The organism is Streptomyces sp. NPDC093261 (assembly GCF_044753645.1).
Taxonomy (GTDB): Bacteria; Actinomycetota; Actinomycetes; order Streptomycetales; family Streptomycetaceae; genus Streptomyces.
This window is the reverse complement of sequence record NZ_JBIVNO010000030.1, coordinates 22,189-47,993: the sequence shown is the minus strand read 5'-3', so window position 1 is coordinate 47,993 and position 25,805 is coordinate 22,189. Positions and strand designations below refer to the sequence as shown.

Genomic DNA, 25,805 nt, shown 5'->3' with positions numbered 1-25,805 from the left:
CCGCTCACTTGAGCCTGCTGGAGGCGAGGATGGACACGAGATGCAGCAGGGTCTGCACAAGCGCGATGCCGGCCAGCACGGCGACGCCGAGCCGGGAGAAGAACAGGTCGCCCCTGACCGTGTCCACGATCGCCAGGACCAGGATCAGCAGCGACGCCTCGATCCCGAGGACCAGGCGGTGGAACTTCAGCGCCGAGGCCGCCCGGCGGGCGAGCGCGAGGCCCGACGACCGCGGCTCGGCGGCGGCCTCCTTGACCGGCGGCAGCCCACCCTGGTGCCGGGCGACACCGACGAGGTCGGTCTCGGCCTTGATCAGGACGGCGCCGAGGGCGGCGAGGGTGCCGAGGAAGGCCCACAGCCAGTCGATCCGGCCCGGGCCCCACGGATCGGCGGCACGCAGGCCGAAGCCGACCAGCACCGCCGCGTCGCACAGATACGCGCCGACCCGGTCCAGGTACACCCCGCCGAGCGAGAACTGCTTCTTCCAGCGCGCTATCTCGCCGTCAACGCAGTCGAGGAGCAGGTAGAGCTGGACCATCACCACGCCGAGCACGGCGCCCGCGATGCCCGGCACCAGCAGCGCCGGAGCGGCGAGCACGCCGAAGACCGTCATCAGGTAGGTCAGCTGGTTGGGCGTGACCCTGGTGTTGACCAGGTAGCGGTCGATCCGCAGCGAGACCTCACGCATGTAGAGGCGTCCCGCCCAGTGTTCACCGCTGCGCCGGTCCTTCACCCCGGCGGGGTGGACGACGGGCCGGAGTTCAGCTACCGATGGCCTTGACATAGTCGGCGTAGATGTCCTTGATCTGGTCGGTCTTCAGGTCGAGGTGTTCGAGGATCGTGTAGCGGCCGGGCCGGGTCTGCGGGGCGAACTCCACGACCCGGACGAACTCGTCCACCGTGAAGCCGATCTCGTCCGGCAGTACGGGCAGCCCGTGCCGGCGCAGCACCTGGGCCATGTACGCCGACTCCTCGTGCGCCCCGCGCAGATACATCGCGAAGGCCGCGCCCAGCCCGCACTGCTCGCCGTGGGCGGCGGCGCGCCGGGGGTACAGCAGGTCGAAGGCGTGGTTGATCTCGTGGCACGCGCCGGAGGACGGGCGGGAGTCCCCCGACACCGACATGGCGATACCGCTGAGGACCAGCGCCTCGGCCAGCACCTGGAGGAATTCGTTCTCGCCGATGCCGCCGGGGTGGCGCAACACCGCCTCGCCGGCCTGCCGGGCCATCGCCGCGGCGAGGCCGTCGATCTTCTCGCCCGTGACGCGGTTGGCCAGCTCCCAGTCCGCGATCGCGGAGATGTTCGACACGGCGTCGCCGATGCCCGCGCGCACGAAGCGCACCGGGGCCTCGCGGATCACATGGAGGTCGATGACGACCGCGATGGGGTTCGGCACGCCGTAGGAGCCGCGGCCCGCGTCGTTGTCGAGGGTCGCGACGGGCGAGCACAGACCGTCGTGGGCGAGGTTCGTGGGGACGGCGACCAGTGGCAGGCCGACACGCGCCGCGGCGAACTTGGCGCAGTCGATGATCTTGCCGCCGCCCAGGCCCACGAGCGCGTCGTAGTGGCCCGCCTTCATGTCGCCGGCCAGCCGGACCGCGTCGTCGAGGGTGCCGCCGCCGACCTCGTACCAGGTGGCGCCGGGCAGGCTGGGGGCGAGCCGCTCGCGCAGCCGGGCGCCGGAGCCGTCGCTGACGGCGACGGCCAGCTTGCCCGAGTGCGAGATCCGCTCGTCCGCGAGCACGCTCGCCAGGTCGTCGAGGGCACCCGGGCGGATGTCGACGACTACGGGCGAGGGAATGAGCCTCGTCAGTACCGGCACGCGATCTCCCGCCCCCTGGCCAGGTCGTCGTGGTTGTCGATCTCGACCCACGGCACATCGCCGATCGGAGCCACGTCGATCTTGAAGCCGCGGTTGACCAGTTCCTGGTAGCCGTGCTCGTAGAACTGCTGCGGGTCGGTCTCCCACACGGTCTTCAGGGCGTCGGCCAGCTCCCCGGCCGCCTCACCCTCGATGAGGGTGACGCCGATGTACTCGCCGGTCGCCTCGGACGGCTCCATCAGCTTGGTGATCTTGCGGACGCCCTTGTCGGGGTCCACGACGACCTTCATCTCCTCGTCCGCGAGCTGCTTCACCGTGTCGAGGGCGAGGATGATCCGCTTGTCCTCGCCACGGGCGGCGAGCAGCGTCTTCTCGACGGAGACCGGATGGACGGTGTCGCCGTTGGCGAGGATCACCCCGTCGCTGAGGGCGTCACGGCCGCACCACAGGGAGTAGGCGTTGTTCCACTCCTCGGCCTTGTCGTTGTCGATGAGGGTGAGCTTCAGGCCGTACTTGCGCTCCAGGGCTTCCCTGCGCTCATAGACGGCCTCCTTGCGGTAGCCGACGATGATCGCGGCCTCGGTCAGGCCGACCTCGGCGAAGTTGCCGAGGGTGAGGTCGAGGACCGTGAGGCCGTCCTCTCTGCCCGCGGGCCCCACCGGCACCAGAGCCTTGGGCAGGGTGTCGGTGTAGGGGCGCAGGCGCCGTCCGGCGCCTGCCGCCAGCACGAGGCCGATCATGCGGGTTCTCCTTCATCGTGTACGGCGGGTGCGCCACCCTTGTGGGCGGCCACCCAGAAGCGGATGCTCTCCACGAGCACCACCAGGGCGACATAGACGGCGAGGACCGTGAGGGCGACCTTGAACTGCGCGGCGGTGAGCAGCGCGGCCAGGACCGTGACCACCAGGGTCCGGCCTTCGTGTCCCCCGACCGCGCGGACCAGCCGGCGCGGCGGCGCGTCGGCGTCGCCGCGGATGCGGTACACCGTGTCGTAGTGATGGTAGGCGACGGCCGCCACCAGCCCGAAAGCCGCCGGTAGCACGCCGTTCACCCCGGATTTGGCCGCCAGCATGAGGACCGTGCCGTATTCGGCGGCCCGGAAGAGGGGCGGGACCAGCCAGTCGAGGGGGCCCTTGAGGGGCCGCACCACGGCGAGGGCGGACATGACCGCATAGCCGACGGCGCCCAGGACGCTCTGCCAGCCTGCACCCCACAGCGCGATCGGGCACACGGCCAGGAGCCCGCCGGCGAGGGCGAGGTACGGCGCCGCGCGGTGGGTGGCGCCGCGGGCGGAGCGCACCAGCAGTTCGACGAGGGGGCCGCTGTCGGCGAGGTCGGCGAGCGCCCGCGCGGCCCGGTCGGTCCGCTTCGCCTTGCGTGTGAGCGAGCGCAGCACCCGGCCCGCCGTGGTGTAGGTGGCGGCGAAGGCACAGCCGATGAGCAGCACGGTGAAGGTGGTGCGGGGAGTGGTGGCCGCCGTCAGGACGGCGATCAGCGCCCAGCGCTCACCGATCGGCAGGACGATCATCCGGCGCACCCAGACCGTCCAGCCGACACTGTCGAGGCGGTCCGAGAGGGCGGCGGTGGGGCTGGTGTTGGCGGTGGCGTCGTGGTTCGCCTCGTTGAAGGCGAAGTCGACGACGTGCCGGCACGTCTGCAGGACCATCGCGCCGAGGGCCAGCGCCCATACGTCGTCGCCGCCGCGGGCGGCGCCGAGGGCGAGGCCCGCGTAGTAGGCGTACTCCTTGGCGCGGTCGAAGGTGGCGTCGAGCCAGGCGCCGAGCGTGGAGTACTGCAGGGAGTAGCGGGCGAGCTGGCCGTCGGTGCAGTCGAGGACGAAGGACAGGATGAGCAGGATGCCCGCGGCGACGAAGCCGCCGCGGCTGCCGGTGGCCGCGCAGCCCGCCGCGATCAGGGCGGTGAGCAGCGAGGCGGTGGTGACCTGGTTGGGGGTCAGGCCCCGGTGGGCGCACCAGCGGGCGAGGTGGCGCGAGTACGGGCTGATGAAGTGCGTGGTGAAGAAGCCGTCGCGGGCCTTGACGGCGCTGCGCAGGCGTACGGCCTCGTCATCGACGGAGGCGACGGCCTGCCGTGCCTCATTGCGGGTCTGCGGGTCGACGGGGACGGCGGCGACCAGCGTGCCCAGCTCGGGGCGGTGGACCGGCACGCCCTCGGAGTCGAGGGCCTCGGTGAGGCGCTCGGCGAGGTTGTCGGTGACGGTGGGGGCGCCTCCCCGCTCGGGCAGGTCCCCCTGTGCGGACGGCGCCGGGAGCGGGGCGGGAGCCGGCACCGCGGAGTAGGCGCCGTCGGCCGCCGCGGAGTTCTCACGGGCGAGGGCTCGGGTCAGCGCCTGCCGGGCGGCGGGCTGTGCCGTGACGGCACCGGGCACGGCGGCGGCGGGGAAGCGGGGGTCGGTCAGACCGAGCCGCAGCGCGTGCAGATGACCCACGAAGCGGCTGTCGACGATCGCGACCCGCTGGTCCGCCGGCACGGCGGCGAGGAGCGTCTCGGCGTCACCGGCGTCGGTGGCGACCCGCACGTCGAAGCCGAGGGACCGCAGATCGCCCTCGAGCGACGATCCGGGAACCGGCTGTCCGGTGAGGATGGCGGTCGACAGACGAACTCACTCCCTGAGGCCCGACGCGTACGGGCGCCGGTCGTGTGTGGTGTGGGGCGCCCGGGGCGGGGCCGGACGGCATGTCGGCAGAGGCTATCGGATGCCTGGAAGCCCGTGTTCACCGGCCGTTCATGGGCTGATCAACCCGGTCTGTATGCCCGCCGCCGCGATCATCATCGGGGATCGGTGGGGCACGCAACAAACCGCGGGTACAGACCCTCCCATTCCCGGCATCACATCCTCCCCTTATACGGACATACAGCGCATGACGCTTTTACCCGGAATACAACCACACCCGATGACCGGGGCATGGGGCGGGTTCACCGGGCAGGCATAGGGTGAGGGCCCATGACATGGCTGATCACCGGTGGAGCCGGTTATATCGGGGCGCATGTGGCGCGGGCGATGACCGCGGAAGGCGAGCGCGTCCTCGTGCTGGACGATCTCTCCACCGGTGTGCCGGCGCGGCTCCCGGAGAGCATTTCGCTGGTGCAGGGCTCCTCGCTGGACGGTCGGCTGCTGAAGCGGGTCCTCGCCGAGCACACGGTCACCGGTGTGGTGCACCTGGCGGCGCGCAAGCAGGTCGCGGAGTCCGTGGCCCAGCCGACGCGCTACTACCAGGAGAACGTGGGCGGTCTCGCGACGCTGCTTGAGGCGGTGGCCGAGGCGGGGATCAAGCGGTTTCTGTTCTCCTCGTCGGCGGCCGTCTACGGCAACCCCGATGTGGACCTCATCACGGAGGACACGCCCTGCGCCCCGATGAGCCCCTACGGCGAGACAAAGCTCGCGGGCGAGTGGCTGGTGCGGGCGGCGGGCCGGGCGCACGGCATGGCGACCGTGTGTCTGCGCTACTTCAATGTGGCCGGGGCGGCCGAGCCGGAACTGGCCGACACGGGCGTGTTCAACATCGTGCCGATGGTCTTCGACCGGCTGACCCGGGGCGAGGCGCCGCGGATCTTCGGTGACGACTATCCGACCCCGGACGGCACCTGCGTACGCGACTACATCCATGTCGCCGACCTCGCCGACGCGCATCTGGCGGCGGCCCGGCGGCTGGCCGGGGGCGCGCCGGGCGACCTGACCGTGAACGTCGGCCGCGGTGAGGGGGTCTCGGTGCGTGAGCTGGTCACGCTCATCGGCGAGGTGACGGGCGACACCACGGTGCCGGTCGTCGCCCCGCGCCGCCCCGGTGACGCGCCCCGCGCGGTCGCGTCGGCCGCGCTGGCCGAGCGGGAGCTGGGCTGGAGCGCCCGGCGGGGGGTGCCGGAGATGGTGGAGTCGGCGTGGCGGGGCTGGCTGCTGCACCACCCGGAGGCGGGCCGCGGCTGAGCTGAGGCGGCCATCCGCCGTGCGGCGAGCCACGGCTGAGCGCAGGCGGCCACCCGCCGTGCGGCGAGCCATGGCTGAGCGCAGGCAGCCGTGAGGCGAGCCACACGCGCGCGGGGCGGGCGCGCGCGCCCGATGTACGGCGCGCACCCGGGCGCCGGCCACCCGGAGCGCACGGTGGGGCGGTTCCCGCTCCGTGGCACCGGGCACGATCACGATCAGGCATCCGGCCCCGTCCGGCGTCTGTTTCCATGGGCACCGCAGGGCCCGTCCAAAGGGGCCGGTGGGGACATGCGGGGAGTCGGGGAAGTGCCGGGAGTGCCGGATTCGTACGGCAGACTGGGGACTGGACAACGAATGCGAAGGATGGGTATGCCGATCACACCTGCCACCGCGACGCACCGCTCGTCGAACGGCACCGCTGACGCGATCCTGCTGGAGCTGGTCGACGAGAACGGCACCACGATCGGCACGGCGGAGAAGCTCGCCGCCCATCAGCCGCCCGGGCAGCTGCACCGCGCGTTCTCGGTGTTCCTCTTCGACGAGCGCGGCCGGCTGCTGCTCCAGCAGCGGGCCCTCGGCAAGTACCACTCCCCCGGTGTCTGGTCGAACACCTGCTGCGGCCACCCCTACCCGAACGAGGCGCCCTTCGCGGCGGCGGCCCGGCGAACGTACGAGGAGCTGGGGGTCTCCCCGTCGCTGCTGGCCGAGGCGGGCACGGTGCGCTACAACCACCCGGACCCGGACTCCGGCCTGGTGGAGCAGGAGTACAACCACCTCTTCGTCGGGCTCGTGCAGTCCCCGGTGCGCCCGGATCCGGAGGAGGTCGGGGCAACGGCCTTCGTGACCCCCGGGGAGCTTGCCCAGCGGCACGCGGAGGACCCGTTCTCGTCGTGGTTCCCGACGGTCCTGGACGCGGCGCGGCCGGCGGTCAGAGAGCTGACGGGACCGTCCGCGGGCTGGTGACCCGAGGGGCCGTCCGGCCCGCGCGCCCGGAACATCCCGGGGCGGACGGACACCCCGGGGCGGAAGCGCGTCCCGGGGCGGAAGCGCACCCCGGGGCGGACGGAGCCGTGGCGGCGAGGTGGCGGCTCACAGGAACCGTGTGGGTTTGAGGGGGAGCGCGGCCCAGATCACCTTGCCGCCGCTCGCCGTGTGCTCGACGTCGCACACCCCGCCGGCCTCCCTGGTGATCTCGCGGACCAGGAGCAGCCCCCGGCCGCCTGTCTGCCCGTGGTCGGCCTCCAGCGCGCTCGGGCGGTAGGGGTGCTCGTCCTCCACCGAGACCCGCACCCACTCCGGGCCCACGGCGACCTCGACGGCGAGCATCGGCGACAGCAGCGCCGCGTGCCGTACCGCGTTGGTGACCAGTTCGGAGACGATCAGCAGCAGGGCGTGCACGGTGTCGTCCGAGACGGGCACGCCCTGGCGGGCGAGCAGATCCCGGACGGCGTGCCTGGCCTGTGGCACCGAGGCCTCCACGGCGGCTGCCGTGAACCGCCAGACCCCCTCATACGGCAGCGGCGCCGGCGGCCGTGGACCGTCCGGCTCGTTCGCGCCGCGGTCAGGGCGCGGGTCGGCCCCCCGCCCTCTGTTCTCCATAGCCCGGTCGCCACCCTCGCGCTCGATTGTCACCACGCGTCGAGTGTTGGGAATGCGCTGGTCCGTCCCGAATGACTGAACACAAGTCAGCGGGTATCGACGACATTTTGACCGTTGGCGTATGACACGGTCGTTTGCGTGACCGCTCCTGTCCTGCCCCGCACCGACTTCCGAACTCTTCGGGTTGTACGGGTTCCGGCTGCGGGACTCCGGCCGGCCCGGGCGGCGATGCCGGCCGGCCGCGGACCCTCGGTGACCGGGCGTCCGGGAGGCGCGGATAGCATCCGCTCCATGGAGCCGCAGCTGCTGCACCGCGTCACCGACTCGGTCGCGACCGTCGTCATCCACCACCCGGCCAAGCGGAACGCCATGACGGCCGGCATGTGGGAGGCGCTGCCACCGCTGCTCGGCGAACTCGCCGCCGATCCCGCCGTCCGGGCGCTGGTGATCACCGGCGAGGGCGGGACCTTCTGCGCGGGGGCCGACATCTCGACACTGGTGGGGTCGCCGGAGCGGGCCCAGAGCCTGGCCGTGCTGGCCGAGGAGGCGCTGGCCGCCTTCCCGAAGCCGACGCTGGCGGCGATCCGCGGCCACTGCGTGGGCGGCGGGGCGCAGCTCGCGGCGGCCTGCGATCTGCGGTTCGCGCAAGAGGGCGCGCTCTTCGGGGTGACACCGGCCAGGCTGGGGATCGTCTACCCGGCCTCCGCCACCCGGCGGCTGGTGGCGCTGGTGGGTCCCGGCGCCGCCAAGTACCTGCTGTTCTCGGGTGAGTTGATCGACTCGCAGCGGGCGCTGCGCACGGGAATGGTCGACGAGGTGCTGCCCGAGGGCGCACTCGACAAGCGGGTGGCGGAGTTCACCCGCGTGCTGGTCGCGCGCTCCCAGCTGACGCAGGCGGCGGCCAAGGAGTTCGCGAACGGACGGACGGACCGGGACGCCCACTGGGCGGAGCAGGCGCGCGCCGGCGGCGACACCGCGGAGGGCGTCGCCGCGTTCCTGGAGCGCAGACCGCCCCGGTTCACCTGGACTACGTCAGGATGAAGCGGCTCGCCGCGCGGAGCCGCTCGACGATGTGCGCGGGCGCCTTGTGCGGGGATCCGGCGTCGTAGGGCGGCTGTGGGTCGTACTCCATACCGAGCTGTACGGCCTGCGCGTGTTCGTCGCCCGCGATCCGGCCGAGGAGGGTGAGGCCCATGTCGATGCCGGAGGAGACGCCGGCGGCGGTGACGTACTTGCCGTCGAACACGACGCGCTCGCCCGTGGGTTCGGCGCCGAACCGCTCCAGGAAGTCCAGGGCCGGCCAGTGCGAGGTGGCACGGCGCCCGGTGAGCGGTCCGGCGGCGGCCGGCAGCAGCGAGCCGGTGCACACGGAGGTCGTCCAGGTGCTGGTGGCGTCGGCGGCGCGCAGCCAGTCAAGGAGCACCTGGTTCTCCATCTGCGGTGTCTGGCCGGGGCCCCCTGCACGACCACGATGTCGGGCGCCGGCACCTCGGCCAGGGTCCTGTCGGCGGTGAGCGCGAGGGCTGCGGTGTCACTGCGCACGGGTCCGGTCCGCTCGGCGACGAACACGGTCCTCGCGTCGGGGAGCCGCCCGAGGGTCTCGTAGGGGCCCACGGCGTCGAGGGCGGTGAAACGGTCGAAGAGGACGATCGCGATCCGCATGGGTTTCCCTTCGGCGGTCAGTCGGTGGTGGGGGGCGGAAGCGGCGCCGGTACTCGGGCGGGGGCCGCGCCGAGTGCCTTCAGGAAGGCGCGGCGCATCGCCTCGGGCGCGTGCCGTAGCCACTGGCGGCGGCGGCAATGACGAACAGCCCACCTTTTCTGCCATTCCCCGGCGAAGGGCCCCGACGTACCAACCAGTCGGTAACGTACCGTCCATGACGACTGCTCTCCCGGAGCGCGCCGCACGGCGCTGCCACAACCTGATCAATCCTTTTCACTCGATGCACTACTTCTCACCGGATCTGCATCGGGAAATGGCCGCCTTGGGCATCGACCACCAGCGGGCCGGCTACTTCGCGGTGCGAGCCGCCGCGATGGGAGCGGTGGGCGCGGGCGTGGTGACGGCTACGTTCTACAACTTCAGCCCCGAGCTGGTGGCACGGCATGTCCCCGGCGTGTGGGAGACGGCCTCCCCCGCGGCGGTGCTCGCGGCACGCGTGCGTGCCGTCGACGCGACCCTGCGGCGGCTGCTGGGCGAGGAGGCGGTCGCCGCCAAGGAGACGGCCGAGGCGGCGGAGCTGGCGCTGCGCGCCACCGAGGCATGCACCCGGCACGCGCGCCCCCTGTACGCCGCCCACGCCGACCTGCCGGTGCCGGAGGAACCGCATCTGGCGCTCTGGCACGCGGCCACACTGCTGCGTGAGCACCGCGGCGACGGCCATCTCGCGGTGCTCCTGCGCGCGGAGCTGGACCCGATGGAGGCGCTGGTGACGCATGGTGCGACAGGCAAGGGCATGTCCTCGAAGTGGGTCCTCGCCACCCGCGGCTGGAGCCGGGCGGACTGGGACGCGGCGTGCGGGCGGCTGCGCGAGCGGGGACTGCTGGACGCGGACGGCGAGTTGACCGAGGCGGGCACCGCTCTGCGCAGGGACATCGAGGCGGAGACAGACCGCCTCGACCTGGCCCCTTACGAGCACCTCGGCGCCGGTGGCGTCGCGCGCCTGACGGAGCTGGCGGGCGCCCTGCTGACCAGGGCCCTTGAGGCCGGCGCCTTCCCCGAGGACATGATCGGCAAGGGATGAGGCATCCGCCCCTCCCCTGGCGGACACGCCGAGGGGCGGCCGAAGGGGAACAGCCGCCTGCCGTGCGCGTGTCGCGGTGCCGCGCCCGGCCGGCGCGGCCGCCGCCACGGTGCGGACCGAGCCGTTCCGTGCTCTGGCCAGGGGCTTCGGCCAAGTGGCGGACGCGGTACGGCGCGGCGCCCGCCCGGACCCGGGCGGGCCGTGCCCCGGGGCGGTGGGGCCCGGAGAGCGCCCCGGGGCCTCCGGATCCCCTGCCCTGACCCCGTGTTGTCGGTGCGACCTGCCACAATTGCCGCGCAACCTCAGTGAAGAAGGCGGTACGGGATCGTGACGACACCCGGGTCCCTCGGAGTAGGGTCCATCGAAGGCAGGATCGCCGAGGAGCTCGGCGTACGGGAGCGGCAGGTGAAGGCCGCGGTCGAGCTGCTGGACGGCGGCTCGACAGTGCCCTTCATCGCCCGCTACCGCAAGGAAGCGACCGAGATGCTCGACGACGCGCAGCTGCGCACGATCGAGGAGCGGCTGCGCTATCTGCGGGAGCTGGAGGAGCGGCGCGCCGCGATCCTGGAGTCGGTGCGCGAGCAGGGCAAGCTCACCGAGGAGCTGGAGGCCCAGATCCGGGGCGCGGAGACCAAGGCGCGCCTGGAGGACATCTATCTGCCGTACAAGCCGAAGCGGCGCACCAAGGCGCAGATCGCACGGGAGGCCGGTCTGGAGCCGCTGGCCGAGGGGCTGCTCGACGACCCGTCGGTGGAGCCGCTCGCGGCGGCCGCCGCGTTCGTCGACGCCGACAAGGGAGTGGCCGACCCCCAGGCCGCTCTCGACGGCGCACGGGCGATCCTCACCGAGCGCTTCTCGGAGGACGCGGACCTGATCGGCGAGCTGCGCGAGCGCATGTGGGTGCGTGGGCGCCTCGCCGCCAAGGTGCGCGAGGGCAAGGAGGAGGCGGGCGCCAAGTTCGCCGACTACTTCGACTTCGCCGAGCCCTTCACCGAGCTGCCCTCCCACCGGGTCCTCGCCATGCTGCGCGGCGAGAAGGAGGAGGTCCTCGACCTGGTCCTGGAGCCGGAGGAGCCCACGGAGGGCCCGTCGTCGTACGAGGGCATCGTGGCGAGCCGCTTCGGGATCGCCGACCGGGGCCGCCCGGCCGACAAGTGGCTGGTGGACACGGTCCGTTGGGCCTGGCGCACCCGCCTGCTGGTGCACCTCGGCATCGATCTGCGGCTGCGGCTGCGCACGGCGGCCGAGGACGAGGCGGTGGCGGTCTTCGCGGCGAACCTGCGCGACCTGCTGCTCGCCGCCCCGGCCGGTACGCGCGCGACGCTCGGCCTGGACCCCGGGTTCCGCACGGGCGTGAAGGTGGCCGTGGTGGACGCGACCGGCAAGGTCGTCGCGACGGATGTCATCTACCCGCATGTGCCGGCCAACAAGTGGGACGAGGCGATCGCCAAGCTGGCACGCCTCGCCAAGGAGCACGCGGTCGAGCTGGTGGCGATCGGCAACGGCACGGCGTCGCGCGAGACGGACAAGCTCGCCGCCGAGCTGATCACCAAGCACCCGGAGCTGAAGCTCACCAAGGTGATGGTGTCCGAGGCGGGCGCCTCGGTGTACTCCGCCTCGGCGTTCGCCTCGCAGGAGCTGCCGGACATGGATGTGTCGCTGCGCGGCGCGGTCTCCATCGCCCGCCGGCTCCAGGACCCGCTCGCCGAGCTGGTGAAGATCGACCCGAAGTCCATCGGCGTCGGCCAGTACCAGCACGACCTGTCCGAGGTGAAGCTGTCGCGCTCCCTGGACGCGGTGGTCGAGGACTGTGTGAACGGCGTGGGCGTGGACGTCAACACGGCGTCGGCCCCGCTGCTCGCCCGGGTCTCCGGCATCTCCTCCGGGCTCGCCGAGAACATCGTGGCCCACCGCGACTCCAACGGCCCGTTCACCTCGCGCTCCCAGCTCAAGAACGTGGCACGACTCGGCCCCAAGGCATACGAGCAGTGCGCGGGCTTCCTACGGATCCGTGGCGGCGACGACCCGCTGGACTCCTCCAGCGTGCACCCGGAGGCGTACCCGGTGGTGCGCCGCATGGTGAAGACCGCGGGCCAGGAGGTGGCCTCGCTGATCGGCAACACGGCGGTGCTGCGCTCACTGAAGGCGTCCGACTTCGTTGACGAGACGTTCGGTCTGCCGACCGTGAGCGACATCCTGAAGGAGCTGGAGAAGCCGGGACGCGACCCGCGCCCCGCGTTCAAGACGGCCACCTTCAAGGAGGGCGTCGAGAAGATCTCCGACCTGTCCTCGGGAATGGTCCTGGAGGGCGTGGTCACGAATGTCGCCGCCTTCGGCGCCTTCGTGGACGTCGGCGTCCACCAGGATGGGCTGGTGCATGTCTCCGCGATGTCCAAGACGTTCGTCAAGGACCCGCGCGACGTGGTGAAGCCGGGCGACATCGTCAAGGTCAAGGTGCTGGACGTCGACATCCCACGCAAGCGGATCTCGCTGACGCTGCGGCTGGACGACGAAGCCGCCGGCCAGGGTGAGCAGGGCGGTGGCGGCCGCCGGCAGCGTGGCGGGCGGCCCCCGCAGCAGCGGCAGGGCCGCCAGGGCGGCGGCTCCCGGCAGGGCGGCGGCTCCCGCCAGGCGCCCGCGCCGGCCAACAGCGCGATGGCCGACGCCCTGCGCCGCGCCGGCCTGCTCGACTCGAAGAACGGCCGCCGCTGAACCGTCCGGGTCCGGCCCCCGTGGTGCCACGGGGGCCGGACCCGTTCGGCCAGGGGGCCGGCGACCCGTTCGTCCAAGGGCCTGGCGGGACCCGCTGGTCCAGGGGCCTGGCGCCCGCGAGGCTCGTACCGCCTGGGGCGTGTTCTCAAGTGCTGGTCACCGGGAGCGGGCGCCCTGTCAGCGTCCCCGGACGCACCGTCAGCGCTGTCTAGGTATGGAGCAGTTCCGGGGCGAAGACGTCCGCGATCCTCCACTGCCGGGTGGACAGGCCCTGTTCGCAGTGGTAGCGCAGGTAGGTGTCGAGGGCGGCCCGGTTGGCCGCGATGCCGTAAGGCCACCAATCCTCGGGGAACAGTGCGTCGTTGCGCTGGACCAGGGCGTTCATCCACGGGATCATGGTCGGGACCTCGTACAGCCTGCGGTTTTGGCGGTAACGGTCGGCGGCGGTGTTCTTCGCTTGGGAGAAGGCGCGATAGATGTGGTGCGCGAGGCCGGGGCGGTCCCGCAGGAGATCCCGCCGGACGACGATCGTGTGCATGATCGGGAAAATTCCGGTTCGCCGGTAGTAGTCGCGCTCCAGCGGCTCGAAGTCGGGGAACAGCCGGGCGACGTTCGGGGAGCCGTCGAGCACACACTGCGGGACGTTCGCCGAGAACAGGGCGTCGATCTCGCCCGCGTCGAGCATCGCACCCAGTGTCTTTCCCTCGGGCGCGACGGTCACGTCGACTTCGGCCGGATGCGGATGCGGGATGAAGTCGAAGGGGGCCGAGGGGTGTTCGAGGCCACCGATCACCCAACGGCTCTCATCGGGCTTGAACCCGTACTCGTCCATCAGGATCCCTTTGGCCCACACACCGGAGTCCTGGCCGAAGGTGCCGAACTCGCCGATGGCCTTGCCCGCAAGGTCACCCGGCTCGGTGATCCCGCTGTGGATGTTGACGAAAACGCACGAGTGCCGGAACACGCGATTCGGGAAGATGGGCAACGCTACGAACGGCAGGCCGGTCTCCAGCAGCCGCAGGTAGAACGTGAGCCCGAGTTCGGCGACGTCGAACTCGTTTCCGCGGATCAGCCGCTCGAAGATCTCCGGCAGGGTGGCAGCGGTCTTCATCGTGATGTCGATGCCGTCGGCGCTCACGCTCCCGTCGAACAGCGACCGTGTCGTGTCGTATGGGAAGCACCCGACCGTCAGTGCGGGGCTGGTCATGAAAATCACTCCTCGTCGGCCCTACGGCTTCTCATCCTCGGCCGTCGCCGGACCTGCTGTCCAAGACCGTCTCGGCACGTCCGATACCGCACGGGTATCGTGTTGACGTGGACTTTCGTTCGCTCCGCTACTTCGTCGCCGTCGCCGAGGAACGCCACATCGGCCGGGCGGCGAGGCGGCTGCACATGACACAGCCCCCGCTCAGCCGCGCGATCCGGCAGCTTGAGGACGAACTCGGCGTCCTCCTGTTCGAGCGCACCCCCAAGGGCGTCGCCCTCACGCCCGCCGGAACGGTCCTGTACGACGAAACGGGTGCGTTGCTGAGGCAGGCCGGCCGGATCCGCAGCCGAGTGACCGACGCGGCGGGGGCGGCGACCCTGGCCGTCGGCACGCTGGCGGACACGGCCGAACAGGTCGGCGGTCGGCTGGTCCCGCTCTTCCGGGAGCGACATCCGCATGTGAACGTCACCATCCGCGAATCGGACCTCAGTGACCCGACGGCCGGCCTTGGCGCCGGGCTCGTCGACGTGGCGATGACGCGAACTCCCTTCGACGACACCGGCATCAGCACGCACGTCCTGCGCTCGGTAGCCGTCGGCGTGGTCATGCGTGACGACGACCCGCTCGCCCGTCGCGCTTCGGTGTCCTCGGCCGAACTCTCCGGCCGCCGATGGGTCCGGCTGCCGGACGGCACTGATCCCGCGTGGACCGCGTACTGGACCGGCGGCGGGCACGGTGGTGGGCAGGACGGCGCGTCGCCGGCCGTGCGAACGATCCAGGAGTGCCTGCAAGCGGCCTTGTGGAACGGGACGTCGGCCCTTGCGCCGGTCGACCAGCCGCTGCCCGCCGGCCTGGTCGCCGTCCCGCTCAGCGATCGTCCGCCGAGCGATCTCGTCGTGGCCTGGCCGAAGACCGGGCGGAGCCCGCTGGTCCGCAGCTTCGTCCAGGTGGCCGAGAACAGCCGGGGCCTGTGAACCTCGGGGTTTGACTTCGGCGGACGACCCCCGCGCGCCCCACCGCTTGCGGTTGCGGGCCTGGTCGGCCGTGTCCTGGATGGTGCAGCGGATGCCGGGCCGCCGCAGGTAGGCGCGATTCTCGCGGGAGGTGTACGCCTTGTTCGCCCGCACCCGCCTCGGTCGGGTGCGCGGCCTGCACGACCCGGACGGGGCGTCCTGATGCGACCCGGGCCGGCCTCGAACTGCGGGGAGTCCCCACGCTGCCCCGCGGTGATCACGATGGACATGGGCTTCCGCCCCTGCTCGACGCCCAGGTGCAACGTGGTGGTCAGCCCGTCGCGCGAGCGCCCGAGCCCCTCACCCTCTAGCGCTCCGTCACCTTGCCGTCCGCCACCTCCAGCCGGCGGGTGACGCGGACCGCGTCCAGCATCCGGCGGTCGTGGGTGACCAGGAGCAGCGTGCCCTCGTAGGAGTCCAGGGCCGCTTCGAGCTGTTCGATGGCCGGCAGGTCGAGGTGGTTGGTGGGCTCGTCCAGCACCAGGAGGTTGACGCCCCGGCCCTGGAGCAGGGCGAGGGCGGCCCTGGTGCGCTCGCCCGGAGAGAGGGTCACCGCCGGACGCAGGACGTGGTCCGCCTTCAGACCGAACTTGGCCAGCAGGGTGCGGATCTCGACCGGTTCCGTGTCCGGGACCGCCGCGGAGAACGCGTCCAGCAGCGTCTCCGAGCCGTGGAAGAGGGCGCGGGCCTGGTCGACCTCGCCGATCAGGACGCCCGAGCCGAGGGTCGCCCGGCCCGCGTCGAGGGGGGTGCGGCCCAGCAGGGCGCCGAGCAGCGTGGACTTGCCCGCGCCGTTCGCACCGGTCACCGCCACCCGGTCCGCCCAGTCGATCTGCAACGACACCGGTCCGAAGGTGAAGTCCCCGCGCCGCACCTCGGCGTCCCGGAGCGTCGCGACGACCGCGCCCGAACGCGGGGCCGACGCGATCTCCATGCGCAGTTCCCACTCCTTGCGGGGTTCCTCGACGGCCTCGAGGCGCTCGATCATGCGCTGGGTCTGCCGGGCCTTCGCGGCCTGCTTCTCGCTGGCCTCGCTGCGGAACTTGCGGCCGATCTTGTCGTTGTCGTTGCCCGCCTTGCGGCGCGCGTTCTTCACGCCCTTGTCCATCCAGGAGCGCTGCATCTGGGCCCGCTCCTGGAGGCCGGCCTTCTTGTCGGCGTACTCCTCGTACTCCTCGCGGGCGTGGAGGCGCGCCCGCTCGCGCTCCTCCAGATAGGCCTCGTAGCCGCCGCCGTAGAGGTTGATCCGCCGTTGTGCCAGGTCGAGTTCGAGGACCTTGGTGACCGTGCGGGTGAGGAACTCCCGGTCGTGACTGACGACCACCGTGCCGGCCCGCAGTCCGCCGACGAAGCGCTCCAGGCGCTCCAGGCCGTCCAGGTCAAGGTCGTTCGTCGGCTCGTCGAGCAGGAACACGTCGTAGCGCGACAGCAGCAGCGAGGCGAGACCCGCGCGGGCCGCCTGGCCGCCGGACAGGGACGTCATGGGCTGGTCCAGGCCGACGCCCAGTCCCAGGGAGTCGGCGACCTCCTCGGCACGCTCGTCGAGGTCCGCGCCACCGAGGCCGAGCCAGCGCTCCAGGCTCACCGCGTACGCGTCATCCGCACCGGGCACGCCGTCGACGAGCCCCTGGGTGGCCTCGTCCATCCGCCGCTGTGCCTCGGCCACACCCGTGCGGCGCGCCAGGAACTGCCGTACGGTCTCGCCGGGCCTGCGCTCCGGCTCCTGCGGCAGATGGCCGACCGTCGCGGTCGGCGGCGACAGGCGCAGTTCGCCCTGCTCGGGGCCGAGCAGTCCGGCGAGCATCCGCAGCAGGGTGGACTTGCCGGCGCCGTTTGCGCCGACGAGCCCGATCACATCGCCGGGCGCGACGACGAGGTCGAGCCCGGAGAAGAGCGAGCGGTCGCCGTGGCCGGCGGCGAGGTCCTTGGCGACGAGAGTGGCAGTCATCAGACCGCCGATCCTAACGACCGCGCGACCCCCGGCCCAACAGGAACGGCCCCGGCCCCGGGCGAGGTCTCGGGCAGGGCCTTGGGCGCGGGGCCCTGGGTGCGGGGCCCTGGGTGCGGGGCCCTGGGTGCGGGGCAATGGGTGCGGGGCCCTGGGTGCGGGGCCTTGGGCAGGGCTTCATGACGGAACGCTTGGTCACAAAGAGGATCGCTTTACCGAAATTCCGGCCCTGCCGGCCCCCTGCCGTCATGGGGCTGTCGTCTGTGCGGTCGGCAGGGGCGGTGGCGTCATCGGCCCTCCCCCGGCACCCGGCCGACGGTGTGCGGGATCCGTACGCCGTCGGCCGTGGTCGCCGAGGGCGCGGCGGCCGGGGAGCCGGCCAGGGCGCGCGCGAACGCGGCCGCCCCTCCCACGAGCGGCACATGAGCCGCCGTACGGGACAGGTCGGCCGTCAGCGTGGGGGTGGTCGACGGAGGGTCGATGAGGTCCTTGTCGGTGCCGGCGACGATCAGCGCGAGCCGGTGGCCCTTCGGGACGACATGGTCGGTCGCGGCCAGGTCGAGCGTGATCCGGTACGCCGTGCCCGGGGTGAGCGGCACGCCTTTCCGGTCCGAGGCGTAATGGCCGAGATCGCCCCAGCCCCGGCTGAACACGGTGGCGTTCACGTCGGTCTTCGTGGCCTGGGTGATCTTGAAGCAGGCACTGTCGCCGGCCGTGCTCGCGCCCCAGCAGGTGCGGTCGGTGAGGGTGGTGATGCCCTCGCCGGAGTCGGCGTAGTCGCGGATGGTGTCCGGGCCGAGGTCGACCAGCACGGCGGAAAGGTGGGCGGTGGAGGTGGTCGGGGTGACGGTGACGGTGACCGTGGAGGAACCGGACACCCGCAGGTCTCGGGACAGGGGCGGGGTGATGAATCCGGCCTTGCTCGCGGTGGACTCGTCGAGGTGCGCCGCCCAGTCGGTCTCGCTCAGCCGCGGGTCGTCGGTGAAGGTCTCGGTGCCCGTGCCCGTGCGCAGGCCGAGGGTGCCGACGCCGGCCTGGGTGCCGCGGCCCGGGTGCAGCGTGGTCGTGGCCGTGCCCTGGGGCGGCCAGAGGGTGGAGGTGACCCACTGGTCGGGGTGGCGCTCGATGTCGGCCATGGGCTCACGGTCGATGCCGTTGTCGTAGCCGAGGAGTTCGTGGTCGAACCAGCGGTGCAGCGTGTCCACCCACGGGGCGCGCCGGTAGTCGAAGGGGTCGACATGGCCGGTCTGCGAGAGCCAGATCTTGCGGTGCGCGCCGTTCTTGGCGAGCGCGTTCCACCACTGGCCGAAGTGCTTGGTGCGGACGTTGAGGTCCTGCATGCCGTGGATGAGGAAGACGCTGGCGCGGACCTTGCTCGCGTCCTTCACATAGTCGCGGTCGGTCCACAGCGGCGTCCAGTCGCCCGTGCGCGGCGCCCCGTCGACGAGCTTGTGCTGCACGGCGGCGCACTTGGCGCGGGCGTCGGGGCTGTCGACGTAGTCGGAGAGCCAGTCGGGGCCCGAGTCGTACAGGGGCGCGCCCTTGGCGAAGTAGTAGTCGTACCAGGAGGAGATGGCGCTGATCGGCACGATGGTCTTCAGGCCCTTGACGCCGGTGGCGGCGACGCCGTTGGCGATGGTACCGTCCCAGCTCTTGCCGATCATGCCGGTGCGTCCATTGGTCCAGGTGGCCTTGGCGCGTGCGTCCCCGGTGCGGGTCGTATACCCCTTGGCCCGGCCGTTCAGCCAGTCGATGACGGCCTTGGCCGACTGGATGTCGGAGCGGCCGCCGACATCCGCACACCCGTCGGAGCGATTGGTTCCGGCCAGGTCGACCCCGACGAAGGCATAGCCGCGGAGGACGAAGTAGTTGTCGTAGAAGAGCGGCATCCGGACCACGTGGCCGCTCGCGTCATAGGTCTTCAGCTGGCTCTCGTTGCCCCGCCCGCAGCAGGAGTAGTACGGGCTGGCCTCCATGATCACGGGTATGCGGCGCCCCTGCGCGGCGGGTTCGCGCGGGCGCACGATGTCTACGGCGACGCGGTCGCTCTTTCCGTCACCGTCGCCGTCCAGGCCGGTGTCCACCCAGACGGATTCGCGGATGGCGTCGGCGTACGAGTAGACGGGCCGGCTCTCCCGTGGCGCGCCGTGGGCCGCCACCGGGGTGAGGAAGGCGGCCAGCAGGGCGGCCGTGGCCGCCGTCGCGAGCGGTCTCCAGATCGTGAAGCGCATGCGTTTCGGCATGCGCGGACGCTACAGCGGTCAACTCCCGTGCAGAAGAGCACAACTGACGACAGCGCGGCACACGGGACAGGATGGCCGGGAATGCATGGTGGGGCCGGGTCGCTCACGACGGCCGGATGGCGATCGTGTGACGGGCGGTGCCATGGACATGCTCGGGCGCACAGGGACTGAATAGGCTCCGAACGTATCTCGTGCCCCTACGACTTGGAGCTCTCGTGCACCGCAGACTCATCGCACCGGGCGCACTCGCGGCGGCCTCCCTGTTGCTGGCGATCCCGGCATCGGCGGCCGGCTTCCAGCCCGGCGCTCCGGGGATCGGCGACCCCTATTACCCGTACTACGGCAACGGCGGATACGACGTCTCCCACTACGACCTGCGGCTGAAGTACCAGCCGCAGTCGGACGAACTGGAGGGCACGGCGACGATCCTCGCGAGGACGACGCAGGATCTGTCCCGGTTCGACCTGGACTTCCTGCTCGATGTCAGCGAGGTGCGGGTGAACGGGGCGAAGGCTGCCTTCACCACCTCCGGCCAGCACGAACTGGCGATCACCCCGGCCACTCCCCTGCCGAAGGGCACGCCCGTCACGGTCGTGGTCCGCTACAGCGGGGTGCCGTCCACCAAGAGCGCGTACGGCTTCACCACCTGGCACCGCACCCCGGACGGCGCGGTCGCCGCGGACGAGCCCGAGTCGGCGTGGTGGTGGTTCCCGAGTAACGACCACCCGCTCGACAAGGCGACGTACGACGTGTCGGTGGCCGTGCCGGACGGCATCCAGGCGATCTCCAACGGCACACTGCAGTCGACGAGTTCGAAGCTCGGCTGGACCCGCTGGAACTGGCGGTCAACCAAGCCGCAGGCGACCTATCTGGCCACGCTCGCGATCGGGAAGTTCGACATCACCACCGGGACGACGTCGGCCGGCGTCCCGGTCATCAACGCGTACAGCAAGGACCTCGGCGACAACGACGGGGCGGCGCGGGCGAGCGTGGAACGGACCGGGGAGATCGTCGACTGGCTGACCGGCTATTTCGGGCCGTACCCGTTCGACTCGGTCGGCGGATACGTGCCGAACACCACCACCGGGTACGCGCTGGAGACGCAGACCCGTGTCTACTACAGCCCCAAGCAGTTCGCGAACGGCTCGAACACGTCGGTCGTCGTGCACGAGCTGGCCCACCAGTGGTACGGCGACGACGTGTCGCTGAAGGGCTGGAAGGACATCTGGATCAACGAGGGCTTCGCACGGTACGCCCAGTGGCTGTGGTCGGAGCACGAGGGCGAGGGCACGGCACAGGAGCTGGCGGACTACGTGTACGCCTCGCACCCGGCCGACGACGCGTTCTGGACGGTCAAGCCGGGTGACCCGGGCCCCGACAACCAGTTCGACAGCGCGGTCTACGACCGGGGAGCGCTCGCCGTCCAGGCGCTGCGCAACGCGGTCGGTGACGACGCGTTCTTCGCCATCCTGAAGGGCTGGCCGAAGGAGCACGCGTACGGAAACGCGTCGGTCGCCGACTTCCAGGCCTACGCGGAGAAGGTGTCCGGCAAGCCGCTGGCCGCGCTCTTCGACACCTGGCTGTTCCAGCCGTCCAAGCCGGCCGCGAGCGCGGCGCGCGCCGCGGCGGTCCCTCAGACGGCCACCGCTCCCGTCCGGCCCAGATCGTGGAGGCAGATCGAGGCGACGAACGGCATCCACGCGGGCTGATCAGCCGCGTCCGCCGGGGACCGGGTCCGGACCGCCCACGGTCCGGACCACCCCCGCGGTCCGGCTCGCCCGCTGCGGTTCCGGCTCCGCGACCGCCTGCGGAGCCGGACCCCGGGCAGCCGTGGGGCACCGTCAGCCGTCGTGCCGCTACTTCGTCAGGTTGTCCAGCCCCTGGTCCGTGGCCGTCTCGATCCTGCGGCGCAGTGCGAACCAGCCGCCGACGAGCATCACGGCCACCACCGGGATGAGCAGCAGCGTCTTGCGGCCGACCTCGGGGTCGTTCCACATCAGGCCGAGCACGGCCACCAGGAAGGCCACGGTCACGATCTCCGTCACAGGGCTGCCGGGCAGCCGGAAGGACGGCCGGGTGACCAGGCCCGCCTTGGCGCGGCGGACGAAGATCAGGTGGCAGATCATGATGATGACCCAGGTGCTGATGATGCCGAGGGACGCCACGTTCAGCACGATCTCGAAGGCCTGGCTGGGCACGAGGTAGTTCAGGCCGACGCCGAGCACACAGACCGCGCAGGTGAGCAGGATGCCGCCGTACGGGACCTGGCTGCGGTTCATCCGCGCCGTGAACTTGGGCGCCGAACCCGCCATGGCCATCGAGCGCAGGATGCGGCCGGTGGAGTAGAGGCCGGAGTTCAGCGAGGACATCGCGGCGGTCAGGACGACCAGGTTCATCACGTCGCCGGCGCCCTGGACGCCGATCTTCGACAGCACGGTGACGAAGGGGCTCTCGTCCCCGGAGTACACCGAGCCCGGCAGCAGCAGCGCGAGCAGGACCACCGATCCGACGTAGAAGAGACCCACACGCCACATGATCGAGTTCACCGCGCGCGGGACGACCTTCTCCGGCTCGGCGGTCTCACCCGCGGCGACACCGACCAGCTCGAGTGCCGCGTAGGCGAAGATCACGCCCTGCATCACGAGGACGACGGGCATCATGCCGTGCGGGAAGACACCGCCGTGGTCGCTGATCACGCTCAGACCCGGCGTCTGACCGTCGACCTTGTGCTGCGTGGCCAGCAGGAAGATGCCGACGAACATGAAGCTCACCAGCGTGGCGACCTTGATGATCGCGAACCAGAACTCCATCTCACCGAAGATCTTCACCGAGATCAGGTTCACGGCCAGCACGACCGCGAGGGCGACCAGGGCGAGCATCCACTGCGGGATGGAGGTGAAGAAACTCCAGTAGTGCGTGTACAGCGCGATCGCGGTGATGTCCGCGATGCCGGTCGTCGACCAGTTGAGGAAGTACATCCAGCCGGCGACGTAGGCGCCCTTCTCGCCCAGGAACTCGCGCGCGTACGACACGAAGGACCCGGAGGACGGCCGGTAGAGCACCAGCTCACCGAGGGCACGGACGACGAAGAAGGCGAAGACGCCGCACACCAGGTAGGCCAGCGCGAGGGCGGGCCCGGCGTTGTGCAGCCGGCCGCCGGCGCCCAGGAAGAGGCCGGTACCGATCGCTCCGCCGATCGCGATCATGTTGACGTGGCGGGCCTTGAGGTCCTTGCTGTAGCCGGCATCGCCCGCGTCCGCGGGCGTCCGGGCCACATCCTGGTGGGATGCAACCGCAGCCGTGTTCACGGCGTCCTTGCTCACGAGTGGATCTACTCTCTGGTGCCCCCGGCGCAGGGATGATGCGGCGGGTGTCCGGATGGGGCTCGGCCCGGGGCGCCGCTGACGCGGCACAGACCAATGCGCCACTTTCCCCCAGAGATCGCCCCGTTTGCGATGGCGCACATCACATAGCGGCACTTCTCACATGATCGCCACGTTCCCGTCGCCCGTTCGTCACATGGCCATGCCGTGTCCGGTCCGGTGTCACAGCGGTGGTGGGACAGCGATACTGCTGCACATGACGACCGAGTCCGAGGAGCCGACGCTCACCGTCGACGAGCTGGCCGCGCGTGCGGGCGTCACGGTCCGCACCGTCCGCTTCTACAGCGCCAAGGGGCTGCTTCCGCCGCCTGTGATCGGCCCCCGGCGGGTGGGTCACTACGGGCAGACGCACCTGGCCCGGCTCGCGCTCATCGAGGAGCTCCAGCGCCAGGGCATGACCCTGGCCGCGATCGAGCGACATCTGCGGCGGCTGCCGGTGGACCTGAGCGCGCGGGACCTCGCCATCCATCGAGCCGTGGTGGCGTCCTGGGCGCCGGACACCGTCGAGACGATGACACGTGAGGAGCTTCAGCGGCAGGCGGGGCGGCCGCTCGGCGAGGAGGACCTGGAGCGGCTGGCGGCGATGAGCGTCGCCGTCCCGGATGAGGACGAGGACGAGGACGCGTACCGCGTGGATCCGGGGCTGCTGCGGCTCGGTGTCGAGCTGCTCGACGTGCCCCTCGGTCTGGACACGGTCCTCGCTGCCCGGAGTGTGCTGATGGAGCACTCGCGTACGGCGGCGCGCGAGCTGTCGCGGCTGTTGCGTGACGCGGTCGCCGAGCGCGACTCCAGGGAGGTGAAGTCGCTCTCGGCCCATATGCAGCCGCTGGTGGTGGAGGCCCTGCTCACCACGTTCCAGCGCTCCCTGCGGGAGGAGCTGCGCGAGTGGCTCCCGGACGAGGGGCAGGCGCGGGAGTCCTGAACGGCGGGGCCCGGTGCAGCGACCGGGCCCCGAAGTCCCCTGGCCGGCTCAGCGCGCGTCGGTGAAGCGCTCGCCCCTCTCCGCCTTCTCCACCAGCAGCGCGGGCGGCGTGAACCGCTCGCCGTAGCGGTCGGCCAGCTCCCGGGCGCGGGCTACGAAGCCGGGCAGGCCGCCCTCGTAGCCGTTGATGTACTGAAGGACACCGCCCGTCCAGCCGGGGAAGCCGATCCCGAAGATCGAGCCGATGTTGGCGTCGGCGACGGAGGTCAGCACGCCCTCCTCCAGGAGCCGGACCGTGTCCAGCGCCTCGGAGAACAGCATGCGCTCCCGCATGTCCTCGAACGGGATCGTGTGCCCGGGCTTGGTGAAGTGCTCCCGCAGGCCCGGCCACAGCCGGCCGCGCTTGCCGTCCTCGCCGTACTCGTAGAAGCCGGCGCCGCCGCTGCGGCCGGGGCGGCCGAACTCGTCGACCATCCGGTCGATGACGGCCTCGGCCGGGTGCGGGGTCCAGGTGCCGCCCGCCTCCTCGACGGCCCGCTTCGACTCGGCCCGGATCTTGCGCGGCAGGGTGAGCGTCAGCTCGTCCATCAGGGACAGCACCTTGGCCGGATAGCCCGCCTGCGCGGCGGCCTGCTCGATGGAGGCGGGCTCGATGCCCTCGCCCACCATCGCGACGCCCTCGTTGATGAAGTGGCCGATGACCCGGGAGGTGAAGAAGCCGCGTGAGTCGTTGACGACGATCGGCGTCTTGTTGATCTGCCGGACCAGGTCGAAGGCGCGAGCCAGCGTCTCGTCACCGGTCCGCTCGCCCTTGATGATCTCGACGAGCGGCATCTTGTCGACGGGCGAGAAGAAGTGCAGCCCGATGAAGTCGGACTGCCGCTCCACGCCCTCGGCAAGCACCGTGATCGGCAGGGTGGAGGTGTTGGAGCACAGCAGCGCGTCGGGCTCGACGATGTGCTCGATCTCCTGGAACACCTTGTGCTTGAGCGCCGGGTCCTCGAACACGGCCTCGATGACGGCGTCGCAGCCCGCGAGGTCGGCTGCCTCGGCGGTGGGCGTGATCCGGGCGAGCAGGGCGTCCGCCTTCTCCTGGGTCGTACGTCCCTTGGCGACCGCCTTGGCGCACAGCTTCTCGGAGTAGCCCTTGCCCTTGGCGGCGGCCTCCTGGGAGACGTCCTTGAGGACGACCTCGATGCCGGCACGGGCGCACGAGTAGGCGATGCCCGCGCCCATCATCCCGGCGCCGAGGACGGCGACCTTGCGGACCTGGCGGGGCTCGATCCCCTGCGGGCGGTTGGCGCCGGAGTTGACGGCCTGGAGGTCGAAGAAGAACGCCTGGATCATGTTCTTGGCGGTCTGCCCGGTGACCAGCTCGGTGAAGTAGCGCGCCTCGATGGTCAGGGCGGTCTCGAAGTCGACCTGGGATCCCTCGACGGCCGCCGCGAGGATGTTGCGCGGCGCCGGGTAGGGGGCGCCGTTCAGCTGCTTGCGCAGATTGGCCGGGAAGGCGGGCAGGTTGGCGGCGAACTTCGGGTTGGACGGCGTACCGCCCGGGATCCTGTAGCCCGGCTTGTCCCAGGGCTGCTGCGACTCGGGGTGGGCGTCGATGAAGGCGCGGGCCCTGTCCAGCATCTCCTCGGGGGTGGCGGCCACCTCGTGGACGAGCCCGTTCTCCAGGGCGCGCCGGGGCGAGTACTGCGTGCCCTGGAGCAGCACCTTGAGCAGCGCGTCGGTGATACCCATCAGGCGCACCGTGCGGGTGACGCCGCCGCCCGCCGGGAGCAGGCCGAGCGTGACCTCCGGCAGGCCGATCTTGGAGCCGGGGGCGTCGAGGGCGATGCGGTGGTGGGAGGCGAGCGCGATCTCGTAGCCGCCGCCCAGGGCCGCGCCGTTGATCGCCGCGACGACCGGCTTGCCGAGGGTCTCGATACGGCGCAGGGAACTCTTGATCGCCAGACCGGTCTCGAAGACCTGCTGGGCGTCCTCCGGGCCGGCCTTGATCATGTCCTTGAGATCGCCGCCGGCGAAGAAGGTCTTCTTCGCGGAGGTGTAGATGATGCCGCGGATGGAGTCCTTCTCGGCCTCGGCGCGCTCGGCGACCGCCGCGATCGACTCCCTGAACGCCTGGTTCATGGTGTTCGCGGACTGGTTCGGGTCGTCGAGGACGAGGGTGACGACGCCGGTGGCGTCCTGCTCCCAGCGGATGGTGGTGGGCTCAGTGCTCATCAGGGGTGCTCCGTAAGATCCGTTCGATCCGTTGGGG

The 25,805-nt window shown here is 71.4% G+C and carries 18 protein-coding genes and 1 pseudogene; 8 read left to right on the top strand and 11 right to left on the bottom strand.

Annotated features, from left to right (window positions below; translation table 11 throughout):
• Positions 1–4: 4 nt before the first annotated feature.
• Genes ACIP94_RS36235 through ACIP94_RS36220 form a run of 4 tightly spaced genes read right to left on the bottom strand, consistent with a single transcriptional unit; the run spans position 5 to position 4,440 of the window.
• On the bottom strand, positions 5–784 hold the full coding sequence (locus ACIP94_RS36235) for a CDP-alcohol phosphatidyltransferase family protein (protein WP_402435671.1): 780 nt from the start codon (positions 782–784) through the stop codon (positions 5–7).
• Positions 762–1,823, bottom strand: a complete 1,062-nt coding sequence (locus tag ACIP94_RS36230; protein WP_402435668.1) for an iron-containing alcohol dehydrogenase family protein — start codon at positions 1,821–1,823, stop codon at positions 762–764. Before ACIP94_RS36230 ends, ACIP94_RS36235 begins: the two co-directional genes overlap by 23 nt.
• Positions 1,811–2,563, bottom strand: a complete 753-nt coding sequence (locus ACIP94_RS36225) for a sugar phosphate nucleotidyltransferase (RefSeq protein WP_402435666.1) — start codon at positions 2,561–2,563, stop codon at positions 1,811–1,813. Before ACIP94_RS36225 ends, ACIP94_RS36230 begins: the two co-directional genes overlap by 13 nt.
• Positions 2,560–4,440: a DUF5941 domain-containing protein gene (locus ACIP94_RS36220; protein WP_402435706.1), complete on the bottom strand. Its 1,881-nt coding sequence runs from the start codon at positions 4,438–4,440 to the stop codon at positions 2,560–2,562. Before ACIP94_RS36220 ends, ACIP94_RS36225 begins: the two co-directional genes overlap by 4 nt.
• Before the next feature lie 348 nt (positions 4,441–4,788).
• On the opposite strand from ACIP94_RS36220, the gene galE reads away from it, so the two are divergent.
• Positions 4,789–5,769, top strand: coding sequence for a UDP-glucose 4-epimerase GalE (gene galE / locus ACIP94_RS36215; protein WP_402435664.1), 981 nt, complete (start codon positions 4,789–4,791; stop codon positions 5,767–5,769).
• Between the two features lie 369 nt (positions 5,770–6,138).
• Positions 6,139–6,732, top strand: a complete 594-nt coding sequence (idi, locus tag ACIP94_RS36210) for an isopentenyl-diphosphate Delta-isomerase (protein ID WP_402435661.1) — start codon at positions 6,139–6,141, stop codon at positions 6,730–6,732.
• Between the two features lie 126 nt (positions 6,733–6,858).
• Here idi and ACIP94_RS36205 read toward each other — a convergent pair whose 3' ends face one another.
• Positions 6,859–7,368, bottom strand: a complete 510-nt coding sequence (locus ACIP94_RS36205) for an ATP-binding protein (protein ID WP_402435658.1) — start codon at positions 7,366–7,368, stop codon at positions 6,859–6,861.
• A 291-nt stretch (positions 7,369–7,659) separates the two neighbouring features.
• On the opposite strand from ACIP94_RS36205, the gene ACIP94_RS36200 reads away from it, so the two are divergent.
• Positions 7,660–8,409, top strand: a complete 750-nt coding sequence (locus ACIP94_RS36200; RefSeq protein WP_402435655.1) for an enoyl-CoA hydratase/isomerase family protein — start codon at positions 7,660–7,662, stop codon at positions 8,407–8,409.
• On the opposite strand, the pseudogene ACIP94_RS36195 reads toward ACIP94_RS36200, so the two are convergent.
• Positions 8,396–9,030, bottom strand: a pseudogene (locus ACIP94_RS36195) (DJ-1/PfpI family protein). The gene ACIP94_RS36200 and the pseudogene ACIP94_RS36195 overlap by 14 nt on opposite strands.
• Positions 9,031–9,244: 214 nt before the next feature.
• Between ACIP94_RS36195 and ACIP94_RS36190 the strand changes: the two are divergent.
• Both ACIP94_RS36190 and ACIP94_RS36185 read left to right on the top strand, forming a co-directional pair.
• Positions 9,245–10,111: a hypothetical protein gene (locus tag ACIP94_RS36190; protein WP_402435652.1), complete on the top strand. Its 867-nt coding sequence runs from the start codon at positions 9,245–9,247 to the stop codon at positions 10,109–10,111.
• A gap of 327 nt (positions 10,112–10,438) precedes the next feature.
• The gene (locus ACIP94_RS36185; RefSeq protein ID WP_402435647.1) at positions 10,439–12,823 is read left to right on the top strand and encodes a Tex family protein; all 2,385 of its coding nucleotides are present in this window, start codon (positions 10,439–10,441) and stop codon (positions 12,821–12,823) included.
• A gap of 208 nt (positions 12,824–13,031) precedes the next feature.
• Here the strand turns inward: ACIP94_RS36185 and ACIP94_RS36180 are convergent, their stop codons facing one another.
• The gene (locus tag ACIP94_RS36180) at positions 13,032–14,030 is read right to left on the bottom strand and encodes a 4,5-dihydroxyphthalate decarboxylase (protein ID WP_402435644.1); all 999 of its coding nucleotides are present in this window, start codon (positions 14,028–14,030) and stop codon (positions 13,032–13,034) included.
• A gap of 107 nt (positions 14,031–14,137) precedes the next feature.
• Here ACIP94_RS36180 and ACIP94_RS36175 point away from each other — a divergent pair, with 107 nt between their 5' ends.
• The gene (locus tag ACIP94_RS36175; RefSeq protein ID WP_402435641.1) at positions 14,138–15,004 is read left to right on the top strand and encodes a LysR family transcriptional regulator; all 867 of its coding nucleotides are present in this window, start codon (positions 14,138–14,140) and stop codon (positions 15,002–15,004) included.
• Positions 15,005–15,350: 346 nt separating this feature from the next.
• On the opposite strand, the gene ACIP94_RS36170 is transcribed toward ACIP94_RS36175, so the two are convergent.
• Complete coding sequence (locus tag ACIP94_RS36170; RefSeq protein WP_402435638.1) at positions 15,351–16,991, bottom strand: ABC-F family ATP-binding cassette domain-containing protein; 1,641 nt, start codon at positions 16,989–16,991, stop codon at positions 15,351–15,353.
• 287 nt (positions 16,992–17,278) lie between these two features.
• Entirely contained in the window at positions 17,279–19,234 is a 1,956-nt protein-coding gene (locus ACIP94_RS36165; protein WP_402435636.1) for a Xaa-Pro dipeptidyl-peptidase, read from the bottom strand.
• Between the two features lie 215 nt (positions 19,235–19,449).
• Between ACIP94_RS36165 and ACIP94_RS36160 the strand changes: the two genes are divergently transcribed.
• Positions 19,450–20,943, top strand: a complete 1,494-nt coding sequence (locus tag ACIP94_RS36160) for a M1 family metallopeptidase (protein WP_402435633.1) — start codon at positions 19,450–19,452, stop codon at positions 20,941–20,943.
• 147 nt (positions 20,944–21,090) lie between these two features.
• Here the strand turns inward: ACIP94_RS36160 and ACIP94_RS36155 are convergent, their stop codons facing one another.
• Positions 21,091–22,557 carry an amino acid permease gene (locus ACIP94_RS36155; RefSeq protein WP_402435630.1) on the bottom strand — a complete coding sequence of 489 codons (1,467 nt, stop codon included), beginning with the start codon at positions 22,555–22,557 and terminating at the stop codon, positions 21,091–21,093.
• A gap of 256 nt (positions 22,558–22,813) precedes the next feature.
• On the opposite strand from ACIP94_RS36155, the gene ACIP94_RS36150 reads away from it, so the two are divergent.
• Complete coding sequence (locus ACIP94_RS36150; RefSeq protein WP_402435627.1) at positions 22,814–23,539, top strand: MerR family transcriptional regulator; 726 nt, start codon at positions 22,814–22,816, stop codon at positions 23,537–23,539.
• Positions 23,540–23,587: 48 nt separating this feature from the next.
• Here ACIP94_RS36150 and ACIP94_RS36145 read toward each other — a convergent pair whose 3' ends face one another.
• Positions 23,588–25,768: a 3-hydroxyacyl-CoA dehydrogenase NAD-binding domain-containing protein gene (locus tag ACIP94_RS36145; protein ID WP_402435624.1), complete on the bottom strand. Its 2,181-nt coding sequence runs from the start codon at positions 25,766–25,768 to the stop codon at positions 23,588–23,590.
• Between the last annotated feature and the right edge of the window lie 37 nt (positions 25,769–25,805).

Bases quoted from the DNA above. Each gene is read 5' to 3' on its own strand.
- ACIP94_RS36235 (WP_402435671.1), bottom strand. From the start codon at position 784: ATGTCAAGGCCATCGGTAGCTGAACTCCGGCCCGTCGTCCACCCCGCC.
- ACIP94_RS36225 (WP_402435666.1), bottom strand. From the start codon at position 2,563: ATGATCGGCCTCGTGCTGGCGGCAGGCGCCGGACGGCGCCTGCGCCCC.
- galE (WP_402435664.1), top strand. From the start codon at position 4,789: ATGACATGGCTGATCACCGGTGGAGCCGGTTATATCGGGGCGCATGTG.
- idi (WP_402435661.1), top strand. From the start codon at position 6,139: ATGCCGATCACACCTGCCACCGCGACGCACCGCTCGTCGAACGGCACC.
- ACIP94_RS36205 (WP_402435658.1), bottom strand. From the start codon at position 7,368: ATGGAGAACAGAGGGCGGGGGGCCGACCCGCGCCCTGACCGCGGCGCG.
- ACIP94_RS36200 (WP_402435655.1), top strand. From the start codon at position 7,660: ATGGAGCCGCAGCTGCTGCACCGCGTCACCGACTCGGTCGCGACCGTC.
- ACIP94_RS36190 (WP_402435652.1), top strand. From the start codon at position 9,245: ATGACGACTGCTCTCCCGGAGCGCGCCGCACGGCGCTGCCACAACCTG.
- ACIP94_RS36180 (WP_402435644.1), bottom strand. From the start codon at position 14,030: ATGACCAGCCCCGCACTGACGGTCGGGTGCTTCCCATACGACACGACA.
- ACIP94_RS36170 (WP_402435638.1), bottom strand. From the start codon at position 16,991: ATGACTGCCACTCTCGTCGCCAAGGACCTCGCCGCCGGCCACGGCGAC.
- ACIP94_RS36165 (WP_402435636.1), bottom strand. From the start codon at position 19,234: ATGCCGAAACGCATGCGCTTCACGATCTGGAGACCGCTCGCGACGGCG.
- ACIP94_RS36150 (WP_402435627.1), top strand. From the start codon at position 22,814: ATGACGACCGAGTCCGAGGAGCCGACGCTCACCGTCGACGAGCTGGCC.
- ACIP94_RS36145 (WP_402435624.1), bottom strand. From the start codon at position 25,768: ATGAGCACTGAGCCCACCACCATCCGCTGGGAGCAGGACGCCACCGGC.